Annotated in this window: 12 protein-coding genes; 10 read left to right on the forward strand and 2 right to left on the reverse strand. The window is 40.2% G+C overall.

Going from position 1 to position 15428, the window contains the following annotated elements; genetic code table 11:
• Positions 1-54: 54 nt before the first annotated feature.
• The 6 genes from ACFQZ9_RS18760 to ACFQZ9_RS18785 all read left to right on the forward strand — a co-directional run bounded on the left by ACFQZ9_RS18760 (position 55) and on the right by ACFQZ9_RS18785 (position 8026).
• Positions 55-1977, forward strand: coding sequence for a methylmalonyl-CoA mutase subunit beta (locus ACFQZ9_RS18760; RefSeq protein ID WP_498944897.1), 1923 nt, complete (start codon positions 55-57; stop codon positions 1975-1977).
• Positions 1964-4156, forward strand: a complete 2193-nt coding sequence (scpA, locus tag ACFQZ9_RS18765) for a methylmalonyl-CoA mutase (protein WP_198309122.1) — start codon at positions 1964-1966, stop codon at positions 4154-4156. Before ACFQZ9_RS18760 ends, scpA begins: the two co-directional genes overlap by 14 nt.
• Entirely contained in the window at positions 4157-5281 is a 1125-nt protein-coding gene (gene meaB / locus ACFQZ9_RS18770) for a methylmalonyl Co-A mutase-associated GTPase MeaB (protein ID WP_498944898.1), read from the forward strand. It begins immediately after the preceding gene.
• Positions 5282-5498: 217 nt separating this feature from the next.
• A complete protein-coding gene (locus ACFQZ9_RS18775) occupies positions 5499-6833 on the forward strand; it encodes a hypothetical protein (protein ID WP_498944899.1) in 1335 nt (444 codons plus the stop codon).
• A gap of 138 nt (positions 6834-6971) precedes the next feature.
• Positions 6972-7409: a BrxA/BrxB family bacilliredoxin gene (locus tag ACFQZ9_RS18780; protein WP_198309119.1), complete on the forward strand. Its 438-nt coding sequence runs from the start codon at positions 6972-6974 to the stop codon at positions 7407-7409.
• Between the two features lie 104 nt (positions 7410-7513).
• On the forward strand, positions 7514-8026 hold the full coding sequence (locus ACFQZ9_RS18785; protein WP_498944900.1) for a L,D-transpeptidase: 513 nt from the start codon (positions 7514-7516) through the stop codon (positions 8024-8026).
• Between the two features lie 35 nt (positions 8027-8061).
• On the opposite strand, the gene prli42 is transcribed toward ACFQZ9_RS18785, so the two are convergent.
• Positions 8062-8160: a stressosome-associated protein Prli42 gene (prli42, locus tag ACFQZ9_RS18790; RefSeq protein ID WP_198309117.1), complete on the reverse strand. Its 99-nt coding sequence runs from the start codon at positions 8158-8160 to the stop codon at positions 8062-8064.
• A gap of 156 nt (positions 8161-8316) precedes the next feature.
• On the opposite strand from prli42, the gene mce reads away from it, so the two are divergent.
• The 4 genes from mce to ACFQZ9_RS18810 all read left to right on the forward strand — a co-directional run bounded on the left by mce (position 8317) and on the right by ACFQZ9_RS18810 (position 12852).
• On the forward strand, positions 8317-8724 hold the full coding sequence (gene mce / locus ACFQZ9_RS18795) for a methylmalonyl-CoA epimerase (protein WP_198309116.1): 408 nt from the start codon (positions 8317-8319) through the stop codon (positions 8722-8724).
• A gap of 7 nt (positions 8725-8731) precedes the next feature.
• On the forward strand, positions 8732-10282 hold the full coding sequence (locus ACFQZ9_RS18800) for an acyl-CoA carboxylase subunit beta (RefSeq protein WP_198309115.1): 1551 nt from the start codon (positions 8732-8734) through the stop codon (positions 10280-10282).
• Between the two features lie 94 nt (positions 10283-10376).
• Positions 10377-11498: a tripeptidase T gene (locus ACFQZ9_RS18805; RefSeq protein ID WP_498944901.1), complete on the forward strand. Its 1122-nt coding sequence runs from the start codon at positions 10377-10379 to the stop codon at positions 11496-11498.
• Positions 11499-11574: 76 nt separating this feature from the next.
• The gene (locus ACFQZ9_RS18810; RefSeq protein ID WP_498944902.1) at positions 11575-12852 is read left to right on the forward strand and encodes a DNA polymerase IV; all 1278 of its coding nucleotides are present in this window, start codon (positions 11575-11577) and stop codon (positions 12850-12852) included.
• Positions 12853-12919: 67 nt separating this feature from the next.
• Here ACFQZ9_RS18810 and ACFQZ9_RS18815 read toward each other — a convergent pair whose 3' ends face one another.
• Positions 12920-15304, reverse strand: coding sequence for a M14 family zinc carboxypeptidase (locus ACFQZ9_RS18815; protein WP_498944903.1), 2385 nt, complete (start codon positions 15302-15304; stop codon positions 12920-12922).
• Positions 15305-15428 lie beyond the last annotated feature (124 nt).

Raw genomic sequence — 15428 nt, forward strand, 5'->3', positions numbered from 1 at the left:
CATAAAATAGAATTAATTGAATATTTATTATTTTACATGGGGGGGTTGTGAATTTTGGAAAATTTGTGCAATCAGTCTTTTCCTTCAAAAACAAAACTTGATTGGAAAGCTAAAGCCGAAGAATCCTTGAAAGGAAAAACAGTTGAGTCCTTGCAAAGCCCAACATATGAAAACATTATTTTGAAACCGCTTTATTCTAAAGAAGATCAGAAAACACCCTCTGAGTATCCGGGCGAATCGGATTTTAGACGCGGTACATACCCGCTTGGATATGTAATGAATGATTGGAAGGTGGCTCAGCGGATTTCTTATTCAACTATTCATGAACTAAGAGAAAAACTCATAACTGTCGTCAGTAAAGGGCAAACGGCCATTTCGTTTGAAGTTTCAAAAGCTTTATTTGAATCCGGTGCTGATGTAGCTAGTTTGTTCATGGATTTAGCCGAAAACTTTCCAATTGCCATTGATTCAAAAGGTTTGCAGGCAGCCTTACTAGCAAAATTATCTAAAGGAAATAACGAAAAAATTACCGGATATATTGGTTCTGACCCCATTTCACTTTTTGCCGAAGAAGGAACTTTTTCAAAAGAATTGCTCCCTGCGTGGGTAGAAAATATCAAGACAGCGGAAAAAGTTTTTCCAAATTTACGAACGATCCTGATTAACACATCCATCTATCAGAACAGCGGGGCAAATGCTGTTCAAGAACTGGGAATTGCTGCAGCCACAGGGGTATTCTATCTCCAACAGTTTATTGAGAGTGGTATGAAGCTTGAGAAAATTCTTTCAAAAATGATTTTTCAATTCTCCATTGGCAGCAATTTTTTTATGGAAATAGCTAAGCTCAGGGCAGCACGAATGATCTGGAGTAGAATAACGGAAGCATATGGAACACATAAAAATAACAGGGGTATGGAAATTGCTGCAGAAACCTCTACATTCACAAAAACCATCTATGATCCACATGTTAACCTTCTTCGTGCCGGCAATGAAGCGTTTGCAGCTGTAATTGGGGGCATACAGTATTTGCATGTTGGTGCTTTTGATGAAATTACAGCTTCCAATTCTTTTTCAGAAAGAATCGCAAGAAATACACAACTAATTTTAAAAAATGAAGCCCATCTGAAAAATATTATTGATCCAGCGGGCGGCTCCTGGTATGTCGAAGAATTAACAACAAAATTGGCTGAAAAGGCATGGGAATTCTTTCAGCAGATTGAAATAAATGGCGGAATTCTGAAGGTATTGCAAACCGGTTGGCTCCAAAATGAGATCGCAGCAGTTAGAAACAAAAGAATGCAAGATTCTTTTACAAGAAAACAGAGTATTGTAGGTACAAATGTGTATGCAAATCTGGATGAAACCGTTCCTGCTCTCAAAAAGGAAAAAGAAGCGGCATATCTAGTTTCGCAATCATTCGAAGATTTATTAAACGGGACAGAGCCTCAATTTTTACAGATAAATAAAATAGAGTCTGCGATTGAAATGAATCCTTTAGTGAAACAAAGATTGGCAGAGCCTTATGAGGGACTAAGGAAAAAGGCAAAGGAAATCGAGGAAAGGTCGAGTTCTGCACCGATTATGTCGATGATTTGTCTTGGGGAATTAAAGCAATATAAAGCAAGATTTGACTTTATGAGAGGATTCGTATCTGCTGGAGGAATTAAAGCAGTTGGAAGTGAGCCAATTTTTTCAAGGGAATTAGCAGAAGAGTTTGTTGCAAGTCAAGATACGCAGCATTTTTGTCTATGCGGCGGTAACGAACAATATGAGACAATTGGTCATGAAATCTTAAAATTCCTAAAAGCTAAGTTCCCGGATAAGCTCTTTTATTTAGCTGGATTACCAGGTAAGGATCAACAAGTGCAGTGGAAGCATGAAGGTATTGAAGAGTTCGTTCATGTAAAAAGCAATTGCTATGAAACACTTTCTCATATACTTACCGAAATGGAGGTGAAGGCCGATGCAAAAGCCTGATTTTCAAAACCTGCGCCTTTTTACTGAGCAACCGCTCAACAGTAAAGAACAATGGGAAGAAAAAGTGAAACAAGAGCTGGATTCTTCTATCGAAGAATTACTTTTTGAAACCAATGAACAAATCAAGTTGAAGGCTCTTTATACAAAAGAGGACTTGGAAGGCTTGGAGCATATAGACGATCTGCCGGGGATTCCACCGTATACACGTGGCCCGTATCCAACCATGTACGTCAACAGGCCATGGACGGTAAGGCAATATGCCGGATTCTCAACTGCTGAGGAGAGTAATGCGTTTTATCGTCGGAATTTGGCAATGGGACAAAAGGGCTTGTCGGTTGCATTTGATTTGGCAACCCATCGCGGCTATGATTCTGACCATGCCCGGGTTGTCGGCGATGTTGGAAAAGCCGGAGTTGCAATTGATTCGATTCTTGATATGAAAACACTTTTCGACGGAATTCCACTTGATCAAATGTCAGTATCGATGACGATGAATGGGGCGGTCCTGCCAATTCTAGCTTTCTTCATTGTTACCGCCGAGGAACAGGGAGTAAGTCAGGAAAAGCTTTCCGGAACGATTCAAAATGATATTTTAAAAGAATATATGGTGCGAAACACTTACATTTATCCACCTGAAATGTCGATGAAAATAATCGCAGATATTTTTGAGTATACGTCTAGATATATGCCAAAGTTTAATAGTATCAGTATTTCCGGCTATCACATGCAAGAAGCAGGTGCTCCTGCTGACCTGGAGCTTGCTTACACACTAGCGGACGGATTGGAATATGTTCGGACAGGACTTAAAGCCGGGATTGAAATCGATTCATTCGCACCAAGATTGTCATTTTTCTGGGCAATTGGGATGAATTATTTCATGGAAGTGGCAAAAATGCGCGCTGCACGGTTAATTTGGGCAAAAATGATGAAATCATTTAATCCTAAGAATGATAAGTCATTAGCCTTAAGAACCCATTCACAAACTTCCGGCTGGAGTTTGACAGAACAAGACCCATTTAATAATGTGACTCGTACATTGATTGAAGCGCATGCTGCAGCTATGGGGCATACACAATCCCTGCATACCAATGCACTAGATGAAGCGATTGCTTTGCCGACTGATTTCTCCGCGCGAATTGCTCGGAACACACAGCTATTTCTTCAGGAGGAATCAGGAATTACGAAGGTAATTGACCCTTGGGCAGGATCCTATTATGTTGAGAAGCTGACTGATGAATTGGTACAGAGAGCTTGGATGCATATCGAAGAAATTGAAGGGCTTGGCGGAATGGCGAAAGCGATTGAAACTGGTCTTCCAAAAATGAGAATTGAAGAGGCAGCCGCACGCAGACAGGCGCAAATTGATTCCGGTAAAGAAACCATTATTGGTGTAAACCGTTATCGTTTAGAGAAAGAAGAGCCAATTGATATTTTAGATATTGATAATACGGCTGTTCGCTTGAAGCAAATCGAAAAATTAAATACGTTAAAGCAAAGCAGGGATGATCAAAAGGTACAGGAATCACTTAATGCCTTGACGAAAGCAGCAGAAGCAGGTGCAGGAAATCTATTAGAGCTCGCGGTAAAGGCAGCACGTGCAAGAGCAACGCTCGGAGAAATTTCTGATGCCATCGAAAAAGTGGCCAATAGGCATAAAGCAATCATCTATTCCATTAGCGGTGTATACAGCTCAGCCTTTAGCAACGAAGAGGAAATCACGGTTGTGAAGGATATGGCCGACGAGTTCCTTGAAAATGAAGGAAGAAGACCACGAATTTTGATTGCCAAAATGGGTCAGGATGGCCACGATCGGGGGGCAAAGGTGATTGCAACAGCCTTTGCAGACCTTGGGTTTGATGTCGATATCGGTCCATTGTTTCAAACACCGGAAGAAACCGCTTTGCAGGCAGTAGAAAATGATGTCCACGTTATTGGGATGAGTTCACTTGCTGCCGGACATAAAACATTACTCCCACAACTCATTGCCGAATTGAAAAAGCTGGGCAGGGAGGATATTTTAGTTGTTGCAGGAGGAGTCATCCCGGCCCAGGATTATCAATTCTTATATGATCACGGTGCTGCAGCAATTTTTGGACCTGGAACCGTCATTCCGGTAGCAGCACAAAAGGTTATTAAGGCAATCTATCAACAGCTCGGCTATGAGGAAGTGGCGGAATAAATGGCGGCTGATCAAAAACCGGAATGGAGCGATCCATCAAATCCAGATTTATGTTCAAGTGTAGTAAGAAAGGGGCAAGAGCTTGAAGGTCAAGCGACATCCCTTCAAAAAAGTTCTCGTTTCAAAAAGCGCAATACTCAAGAGGTTTCCGTAGATGATTTGTATAACGGAGTATTGAAGGGAAATCGAAGCATTCTTGCTAGGGCCATCACGCTTGTGGAAAGTAATGCCGAACATCATTTTCAAAAAGCACAGGAACTGCTGCAGAAGCTGTTACCTTGTTCTGGAAACTCAATTCGGATTGGAATTACCGGAGTGCCCGGTGCCGGGAAAAGTACTTTCATTGAAGCGTTTGGAGAGTATCTCTGCAGCTTAGGCTTAAAGGTGGCGGTTTTAGCGATTGATCCGAGCTCGAGCATTAGCGGCGGCAGTATTTTAGGCGATAAAACACGGATGGAGCAATTATCAAGAAATCCTCGCGCCTTTATCCGGCCGTCGCCATCTGCAGGAAAGCTTGGCGGTGTGCACCGAAAAACAAGGGAATCCATGCTGCTTTGCGAGGCAGCCGGTTTTGATGTGATTTTAATCGAAACGGTTGGCGTTGGGCAAAGTGAAGTCATTATCAGGGATATGGTCGATTTTTTCATGCTTCTAGTATTAACAGGTGCCGGTGATGAATTGCAGGGAATGAAAAAAGGGATTATGGAGCTGGCCGATGCCATTGTTGTTCATAAGGCAGATGGTGAGAATAAGCCCATAGCGGAAAAAACACGAAATGACTATAACCGCATTCTTCATTTTCTTCAGCCTGCAACAAAAGGATGGCCCACCAAAGCATATACCTGCTCCTCGTTAACCTTGGAGGGCATAAGTCGAATTTGGGAAATGATTCAATCTTTCGAGCAGAAGGGTAAATCCTCAGGAGTTTTTAACGAGCGCAGAAAGGCGCAATCACGGGAATGGCTTTATGCATTAATTAGTGATCAGCTTCATTACCATTTTTACCATCATCCAGGGGTAAAGAACCAACTGCCAAAATTGGAAAATGAAGTGATTGCCGGAGAAAAAACAGTAGCCTCGGCAGTGGAAAGTCTTTTTCGGACATTCTTTGATTCAACGATTTGACGGTATTGGCTGATTACCGTCTTTTTTCTTATGAACTTTTTGAAAAAATAGTGAAATATTCACCCATTTCATACAAAAAGTGGTAATATTAATTTGGTAATATTCTAGTTTCAAGAACAAAACATAGAATGGTGGATTGATAGGGAAAATAGCGGGGATACATAAAGAATTGTTTATTTAAAACAGAGAAAATAGAATGATAGTTGGAGAGTGAAACATGTTAAAAAAACTTATATTATTGATCATGGCCTCCGTATTATTTATTACTGGGTGCCAAGCGGTTAAGGGTGTAGATTTGAACAAGTTGGTTCTTAGCAGTTCAAAAATTAATTCCGCTGAGAGCAAAACAACTGCTTCATTAGATTTAAAATACGCAAAATCGAAAGTAAAAGATAAGGATTTTCTAAAAGTACTTACCCTTCTCGATAATGCAAAATTAGAAGTTTACACAAAAATGCAAGATGCCAACACTGTATCCATTACCGGAAACATCATTCTTCATAATAAAGGCAAAATTCCATTACGATTATATATGGACAAAAAATATACGGTGATTCAACTTGATAATGCCAAGAAACCAGTTCGTGTTCCGATGGATAATGGAACTTCACCAGATCAAAAATTGATTAAAGATGTGCAAACAAAGTTAATGGCTCCGGTTGTAAGGAATTTGCCAAATCCTTTCCCGGCCCATCTTAAGGTAACGGCAAATACCACGGATAAAGTCCATGGAGTTAAAGTAAAAGGTCATCGTGTTCAAGCAAAGGTATACGCAAATGAAGTACCAAAGCTACTTGAGTCTTTCCTTGACAATTTATCAAAGGATGAAAAGGCAATCGCGGATATCGTAAATGCTTTAAATGAAATTAATAAAGTAGCCGGCGATGACACAAAAATGACCGTGGAGAATCTCAAAGCTGGGATTGAAGAGTTTAAGCAAATGCTGCCGGAACTTAAAACTGACCCAGAATTTAAAGCATTGTTAACAAGCAAAAATAATGTAAAAACAGATATTTTCTTAGACAAACATTATTATGAGAGAAAATCATATACAACCCTAAATATTGGCAGTATTCCTGATGGTGAAGGTCTAACTGGTGTTACGCTAAAAATCAAAAATGAAACCTGGAATATTAATAAAAAGGTAAAAGCTTCAAAAATCAAAAAATATTCCAAGTATCTTAACGAAAATGCAACTCCAGAACAATTTTTAGCGACTCTAGATAAAAAGAAAAGTGTTCTTTATTCTGCGATGACATCGTTAATGTATTCACCATCTAAAGCATTGAAAAAGTCACAGGTCAAAGTAACCAATAATAAAGGTAAAAAAGCGGATAAAATCACAGTCAAGAGCCTTAAAAAAGGTGAAGTAATTAAGGTGTACAGCAAAACAGGATCATTGATTGCTGCAAAAGAGTCAACAGGCAGAACTGCTGTTTTAACTGTAAAGCAACTAGGAAAAAAATCAGGTAAGGTATATGTAAGTATCATCCGCTCTAAACATGCAGAAAGCGGCAAAGTGTCAATCACTTTCAAGGCGGAGAAAAAATAATGTAAAAATAGTAAAAACAGGGAGTCAAAAGGAAGGCTCCTTGTTTTTCTTTATATTGAGTGAAATTTATCATTTGATATCCCTACATTTTTACTGTTAATATGTAGATATAGGTATATTTTAGTTAGGAGTGATAAAATGAGCATGGATTTTAATTTTTTTATGAATGATATTGTCCGCCAAGCACGCGAAGAAATCGTGTCAGCTGGTTATCAAGAATTAAAAACACCTGAAGAAGTGGAAAAGGCCCTTGAGCAAAAGGGGACAACTCTTGTCATGATTAATTCTGTTTGCGGTTGTGCAGGTGGTGTGGCTCGTCCTGCAGCAGCACATGCCCTTCATTATGATAAGCGTCCTGATCAGCTTGTTACCGTTTTTGCCGGTCAGGATAAGGAAGCTACCGAAAAGGCAAGAAGCTATTTCACCGGCTATCCACCATCCTCTCCGTCTTTTGCCTTATTAAAAGATGGTAAAATTATCACAATGATTGAAAGACATCAAATCGAAGGTTTTGATCCAATGAATGTCGTTGGCAAATTGCAAAAAGAATTCGATCAATACTGTGAAGAAGTTTAATATGTAAAAAAAAGATGGTCATCACTCGATCATCTTTTTTTTATTTGTGCATGAAGGGCAGAAAAAAGATGCAAACTAGGAAGAAAAAGGCAGGTGGAATATTTATGATAAAAATCTTTTCACCCATCCTGATTGCTTTTTTCATTTCGCCGCTCTGGCCATTAGGTCCCAACCCATTGTCAGGAGATCCCTTTATTATTGTAAATAAGAGCAAAAATGAAATGGCTTTTATTGATGATAATAAGGTGCAAACGGTGGTTAGTGTTGGAACTGGTAAAATACAGGAACTCACACCAGAGGGGCTTTTCACAGTAACAGTCAAAGCAAAAGATCCCTATTATCGTAAAAAAGATATTCCCGGCGGAAGTCCTAAAAATCCACTAGGGTCAAGATGGATTGGATTTGATGCGAAGGGTACCGATGGACGAATCTATGGAATTCACGGGACCAATCAACCAGCATCAATAGGGAAGTATGTTTCACAGGGATGTATTCGTATGCAAAATGAGGTTATTACATCACTATTTCCTCTCATTCCACTTGGAACAAAAATTTTAGTGATATCTACAAAAAAATCATTTGAAAAGTTAGCGGTAGAAAATGGAGCAATTAAGTGAAGAAAAGGGACTGTTTACAGTCCCTTTTTATATGTCTAACGAATAAATTGTCCAATTCCAATTAGGAGGGTTGAGGCAAGCATGGCAAAAAGCATTAAAAAAACAATTATTTTTTGATTCTTCTTTTTAGACAATGAGAATTCCTCCCTTATGATTACTATATTCTTATTTTACAGGGAAAAGCCCAATTGGACAACTGAGCAACTGCTCAATTTTAGGAAGGATTTATGAACTTTTTAGCGAATAAGATAATTGTCGAATTAATTTAATAGTGGATCAGAGGGATAAGAATGATTAAAAAAGTCGACCATATTGGGATTGCAGTTCAATCGCTTGAGAAAGCGCTTCCTTTCTATACGGAGGTACTTAAACTGCCTTTAATCGCTATTGAGGAAGTGGCAAGTGAGAAATTAAGAGTAGCCTTTTTAAGTGCTGGTGAAACAAAAATAGAGTTGCTTGAGCCGGCATCACCGGAGAGTACGGTTGCTAAGTTTATCGAAAAACGCGGTGAGGGTATTCATCATGTCGCACTTGGGGTTGAATCGATTGAGGAACGCATCAGGGAAATGAAGGAAAATGGGATTCGCATGATATCGGATGAGCCTAAGATTGGGGCAGGAGGGGCGCATGTAGCCTTTATGCACCCAAAATCGACCTTCGGTGTATTGTACGAACTTTGTGAAAAAAAGGGGAAGTAGGGATAGCATGAGTGACATCTATGAAAAAATAAATGAATTATATGATAAGCGCAGAGAGGTCGAACTTGGCGGCGGTGATGAAAGAATTGAGAAGCAGCATGAAAAAGGAAAACTGACGGCCAGAGAAAGAATCGAGCTTTTAGTGGATCCGGGAACTTTTGTCGAATTAAATCCTTTTATCGAGCACCGAACGCATGATTTTGGACTTGATGAACAAAAGGGACCCGGTGATGGGGTTGTAACAGGTTACGGGAAAGTGAACGGTCGTCCAATCTATCTTTTCTCCCAAGATTTCACTGTATTTGGTGGTGCCTTGGGAGAAATGCACGCAAAAAAAATAGCCACTGTTATGGATTTAGCGGCTAAAAACGGTACACCGTTTGTGGGTCTAAATGATTCCGGTGGTGCCCGCATTCAGGAGGGGGTCGTTTCACTAGATGGATACGGTCATATTTTTTACCGTAACGCTATATATTCAGGGGTGATTCCGCAAATTTCTGTGATTATGGGGCCCTGTGCGGGTGGTGCCGTTTATTCACCGGCAATCACAGATTTTGTATTTATGGTTGAAAAAACGAGCCAGATGTTTATTACCGGTCCAAAGGTCATTGAAACCGTTACAGGGGAGAAGATTTCTGCAGAGGATTTAGGGGGGGCGAATGTCCATAATACCATCAGCGGTAATGCTCACTTCCAATCCGATTCAGAAGCCGAGGTTCTACAAAACGTTCGTAAGCTGCTTTTGTTTTTGCCGCAAAATAATGAGGAAAAGGCGCCAATACTTGAGGTTGAGAAAGAAGACGATTATCGTCCGGACTTAACGGATGTGATTCCATTTGATACCGTTCGTCCTTATGATGTGAGAAAAGTGATTGAGCAGGTTGCCGATTCAGATTCTTTTATGGAAATTCAAAAGGATTTTGCAAAAAACATTGTTATTGGGTTTGCAAGAATTAAAGGGGAAACCGTGGGTCTTGTATGCAACCAGCCAAAGGTAATGGCCGGGGGATTAGATATTGATTCTTCTGATAAAGCAGCGCGGTTTATTCGCACATGTGATTCGTTTAATATTCCAATCATTACATTTGAAGATGTTACCGGCTTCTTCCCAGGTATTAAGCAGGAACATGGAGGAATCATTCGCCACGGAGCTAAAATCTTATTTGCGTATTCTGAGGCTACCGTTCCTAAGCTTACGATTATATTGCGAAAAGCATATGGCGGCGCCTATGTTGCGCTTAACAGTAAGTCAATTGGTGCTGACCTTGTCTTTGCATGGCCAAATGCAGAGATTGCCGTGATGGGTCCCCAGGGGGCGGCAAATATTATTTTCGCCAAAGAAATTCAAAATAGCGAGAATCCTGAGGCGCTCAGACAACAAAAGATTGAGGAATACCGTGATAAATTTGCGAATCCATATGTGGCAGCAAGCAGGGGAATGGTGGATGATGTCATCGATCCTCGTGAAACAAGAATAAAAATTATTCAATCACTAGAAATGCTGCGGACAAAGAAAGAGTCAAGGCCTTATAAAAAACATGGAAATATACCGCTTTAATCTTGTGTTTTCGCAATTCTTTCATTTGATGACATCTATACGAAAAGGTATACTAAAATAGTGAATGAAGTACATATAATGGAGGTTCGGCTAGATGATTAATCAAGAGCGTCTTTTGAACGAATTTTTGGAACTGGTACAAATCGACTCAGAAACGAAATATGAGACGGAAATAGCGAAAGTTTTAAAGCAGAAGTTTTCAGAATTAGGTCTTGAAGTTTTCGAGGATGATACGACAGCACAAACTGGTCATGGAGCAGGGAATTTAATTTGTACCCTTCCTGCCACAAAAGAAGGTGTAGACCCGATTTATTTCACATCCCACATGGACACAGTAGTTCCAGCAAAAGGTGTAAAGCCATCGATTAAGGACGGCTATGTGGTAACCGATGGTACGACCATTCTTGGTGCTGATGATAAAGCTGGTTTAGCTGCCATGTTTGAAATGATTCGTGTTTTAAAAGAACAAAATATTGACCATGGATTAATCCAATTTGTCATTACGGCTGGAGAAGAGTCAGGTCTTGTTGGGGCAAAGGCATTAGATCCTTCCCTAATGAAGGCAAAATTTGGCTATGCCCTAGATAGTGATGGTTTAGTTGGAAATGTTGTCGTTGCTGCTCCTACACAGGCAAAAGTGAAAGCGGTGATCTATGGAAAAACAGCTCATGCTGGTGTTGCACCTGAAAAAGGGGTTTCCGCCATCACCATTGCGGCTAAATCCATTGCAAAAATGCCTTTAGGAAGAATCGACTCAGAAACGACTGCAAATATTGGCCGGTTTGAAGGTGGGCAGGCGACAAATATCGTGTGTGACCGAGTGGATATTTTAGCAGAGGCCCGGTCGTTAATCCCTGAAAAAATGCAGGCACAGGTTCAAAAAATGAAAGATGCTTTTGAAACCGTAGCGAAAGAAATGGGCGGAAAAGCAGAAGTTAACGTCGAAGTTATGTATCCAGGTTTTAAATTTGGTGAGGGAGATCAAGTCGTTGAGATTGCCTGTAAAGCTGCAGGAAAAATTGGCCGCAGCTGTGAATTACAGCATAGTGGTGGCGGAAGTGATGCCAATGTGATTGCAGGCTTTGGCATTCCAACAGTCAATCTTGCTGTTGGTTATGAAGAAATTCATACCACAAACGAACGGATGCCGGTTGAGGAATTATACAAATTGGCGGAAATGACACTTGCCATCATTGATGAAGTGACAAATCAATAGTATGGCTTGAAGGGGAGCGGGCAGCTCTCCTTTTTGTTATACTTTAGGTATAAAAGGTTGTTAGGAAGTGCGGGACATGAAGGAAATGTATCCGAAAAACGGAAGGGTCATTTTACATGTTGATATGAATAGCTTTTACGCTTCTGTGGAAATGGCCTATGACCCGGAGTTGAAGGGGAAACCACTCGCAATTGCCGGGAATGTGGAAGAACGAAGAGGGATTATTGTCACCTGCAGCTATGAGGCAAGAAAATTTGGAGTGAAAACGACGATGCCGCTTTGGGAGGCGAAAAAGCTATGCCCGAAGCTAATTGTAAAATCTCCTAATTTTGACCGATACCGGGCTGCTTCGATGGGGATGTTTGAAATCCTAAGGCAATACACAGAGCTGGTTGAACCTGTTTCGATTGATGAAGGCTATATGGATATTACAGAATCCTATGAGATTGGCAGTCCTATTGGAATAGCCGAAAGTATTCAAAAAAGAATTCTTGAGCAGCTTGATTTACCCTGCAGCATTGGAATTGCCCCTAATAAATTTTTAGCCAAAATGGCTTCTGATATGAAAAAGCCAATGGGGATTACGATTCTTCGTAAAAGGGATATTCCTTTAGTTCTTTGGCCGTTAAATACAAATGAGATGCATGGGGTTGGCAGAAAGACAGCAGAAAAGCTAACAACAATTGGCATTCATACGATTGGTGATTTGGCAAAGGGAAATGAATTTCAGCTCAAAACGCTGTTAGGAATAAATGGTCTTCGGATAAAAGATCGTGCAAATGGAATTGACTCAAGGCCCGTTGATCCGGAATCAGTCGCAGAGTTTAAAAGTATTGGCAATTCTACGACTCTCCCAAGGGATATAAGCAATCAGCAAGAGCTTTTTGCTGTTTTAGATTCATTAGCCGAAACGGTTTCTGTGAGACTGAAGCGGAAAAATGTTCTTGCCTCTACGTTGGGTATTACCATTCGTTTCAAAGATCGCAAAACGATTACAAGAAGCAAAAAGCTTTCGAATCCTATTCATCAAAAGGATGCTATTTCATCTGCTGCGAAGCAGTTATTTATTAAGCATTGGAATGGGAACCCTGTAAGATTACTGGGGATTACAGGATCTGATATACTGGATCATGATGATGCCTATAAGCAGCTTGACCTATTTTCCTATGAAAAGGATGCGAAAAAGGAGCCATTACTTAATACAATATCCACCCTTCGAGAAAAATACGGCAAGCACATTGTCGAAACGGCCTCATCGCAAAGACCGATTGACCCCGACCATAAAGTTGGAACTGAAACAAGCTTCAATAAGGATTTTTTACGGTCGTTTCCGGAAAAACATAAAGACGAATAAAAGCTCCGCTTTGCTGTGATAACAAAGCGGAGCTTTTATTTTTATTAAAATTTAGCAAGTATGCAGCTTATTTTTCAAAGATAGCATTGGATAGTAGACGGAACAGGTAATCGGTATGATCACGGAAACCTGCTTCTAGGCCAATTAGGGTTACGTCTTTATCTTGTTCTCTTACAATCACTGCTTTCCCCTTAGCCGCAATATTATTTTTCCAGTGGCCTGCTACGAAGAAATCATCAGAGTTTGCTAGGGTTGCAGTTACTTTATCATTTTCAGTGCCTGTATACCAAGCTGGACGGTAAACAAATCCTAAATCATCTTGGCTATAGCCAGCTGTTAAACCAGTTCCTTCGTAGTCAACTTTTACGATTCCATTATAGTTGGATCCGCCAACATTGATTGAATCGTCAGTTAAACCTAATGTTTTTGTTGCTCTTGATGCTCCTGCTCCAATAGCTAAATACTTTCCTCCTTGATCAACAAAGTTTGAAACATGATCTTTAAAGGTATTTAGTTGGTCTTCACTTTGGAAGCCAAATTCTTTGTTAGCAGCAGATAAATTTGTAGAAATAAGACTTTCTGTTCCACTGTATACAAATACATGGAAACCACTTAGACTATTTTTAGCTACCTCGACAGGCGTCACCTCTGTCACCTGGAATCCAAGTCTCTTAAGAGCTAGCTTTGTTCCGCTGTGGGATTGTTGTTTACCCATACCGCCATCCTTTAAGATTGCAACCTTTAAGCTCGTTAATGCTGATGCTTCTGCTGGAACTGTAGCAACTGATTCTATCTGAAGGCCGGATTCTTTTACAGCAGCAGAAATAGCATTTGCGGCTGCCTCAACGTAGAAATTACCTTCAGCATCCCTTTTTACAGGTACCCCTTCTTGAAGTAATGTATTTACTAGATTAACAGCTTTTACAGAACTATTAGGAATTAGGAATGGACCCTTGCCTGTTACAGCTCCTTGGCCAGTAACCTGATTCACTTTTGTAGCAGTTACATTAATAGAATTTTGTGTTGCTACTGCTTCAAAGCCCCAAAGCTCCGGTAAGCTCCAGGCAGATATATCATACATTGCTGGGGTATCGTCTGTGATATCCTCTCCATCCCAAAGCATAGTATTGGCCAATCCCGCTTTTGCTTGGTCCATTTTTACGAGATACGTCCCCTTAGGGTATGTCACTCCTTCAACTGTAAATGCTTTAACAGCTTGTTCCACTTCAATATCATTGTTGAGTAAGTGATTCACAGCTTTTTGAGTTACAGTTGGGTCCTTTTCATTAACAGGGAGGATATAAGCTTTCGGGAAAAATCCATCCGGATGAAAAGGATGGTCAAAATTTATACCACGTTTAAACATTTCAATTTGATCGGTAATCATTGCCTGTTTGTTTTCTGTTGCAAATTGGAGTGCTCCCATTATGGCGTTGTATTGCCAAAGTACCCCGTCCAAATCATTTGTTGGTGCTTCTAGTGTGTGACCGTAAGCACCATGATACATTGCATACATCGGTGTGAAAATTGGCGGATAATCGTCCCAGCCTGCAGCATCATCACGCTGCGGAACATATACACCTTGCATATCTTGATAGAGGCTATTACTTGAGAATTTATTTTTTTCTTTTATAATTTGCGCTTCCATTGCCTCAGCTTGCTTATAAGCCCACTTATTATAGAGATCATACTCATAGTTTGGATTATGTGGTGGTGTACATGGCTCAATTAAGCCCTGGCGGTTTGGAGCGTAATTTTTTACATATCCATGGGTATCAAGGAAGACCATCGGGTTCCATTCCTTAATTAGTCCAACGGTTTCTCTTGTCTCTGGCTGAGACTGGGTAATAAAGTCACGGTTCAAGTCAATTCCCTCACCGTTAAAACCTGTAGCATCGACACGCCCGTCAGGATTTTGCACTACATTAAATATAAGGATATTATTCGCTAAAATGTTTTTCGTTTCCTGGTCATTTTGTTTGGCAAAGCGTTCAATTAATTGAAGAATGGCATCACTTCCCACGAATTCTGTACCATGAATAGATCCATTTATCATGATAGGAACTTTAAAATCAGGATTACTTTCAATCCAATCTTGAGCCTTGCCCGGGTTTTTAAACATTTGTTTTCTTAGCGCTTGAATTTTTCCGAATTTTCCTTGTGTTGTCGGATCTGCGATCGTTACGACATAAAGCGGATTCCCTTTAGCTGATGTTCCTCGGACCTCAACTTTCACACGGTTTGATTGTTTCTCAATATCTTTTAGTTTTGCGCCGATTTGAGAGAACTTCACAAACTTATAGGTTTCACTATTAAACTTGCTTCCATCTTGTTCTTCATAAACATTGACATTCGTCCACTTCGGTCCTTCGGCAAAACTTGCAGTAAAAGGGATCGTTGTTGTAAATAAGCCTATTGTTAAAAGACTAGCAACCGTTTTCTTTCTCTTCATTTCTTTTCATCCGCCCCTATAATAGTTTTAGAATAATTGAATACTAAAGCACTAGGTGGAACCTATGTATGCTAATTCACCTCCGTATTCTCATTAAATTCTAATGCAATTCTATTGTAATTTT

The sequence above is a fragment of the Neobacillus sp. GCM10027624 genome, assembly GCF_042675345.1.
Lineage (GTDB): Bacteria > Bacillota > Bacilli > Bacillales > Cytobacillaceae > Neobacillus > Neobacillus cucumis_D.